A 443-nucleotide genomic window follows, 5' to 3' on the forward strand; every position below is an offset into this window, starting at 1 on the left:
TATGGCCAGACGATCCACACCCGAAGTTAATGCCGGTTCCTTGGCCGACATCGCTTTCCTGCTATTGATCTTCTTCCTGGTAACCACTACTATCGAAACCGATAGTGGTATTAGCAGAAAGTTGCCTCCAATGCAAGATGAGGAAGTGGTGCCTCCTGTTATTAAGGAAAAGAATATTTTCCAGGTAATTGTAAACCGCAATAACGATCTGCTTGTTGAAGATGAACTCATGGAATTGAGTGCGCTAAGAGAAGCTGCCAAAGCCTTTTTAGATAATGGTGGAGGAGTAGGTCCTGAGGCCTGCGATTATTGTGAAGGAGCAGGTGACCCTACATCTTCAGATAACCCCATTAAAGCGGTTATTATGTTGGTGAATGACAGACAAACAGAATATGGTACCTATATCGCTGTTCAAAATGAGCTTGTTGGAGCATATAATGAAC

General features: G+C 43.3%; 1 protein-coding gene. It reads left to right on the plus strand.

Annotated elements, in window-relative coordinates:
* Position 1: 1 nt before the first annotated feature.
* The coding region (locus tag HC175_RS18780; protein WP_168139718.1) for an ExbD/TolR family protein at positions 2-443 on the plus strand (442 nt) is incomplete at its 3' end.

This window comes from Salinimicrobium oceani, assembly GCF_012037645.1.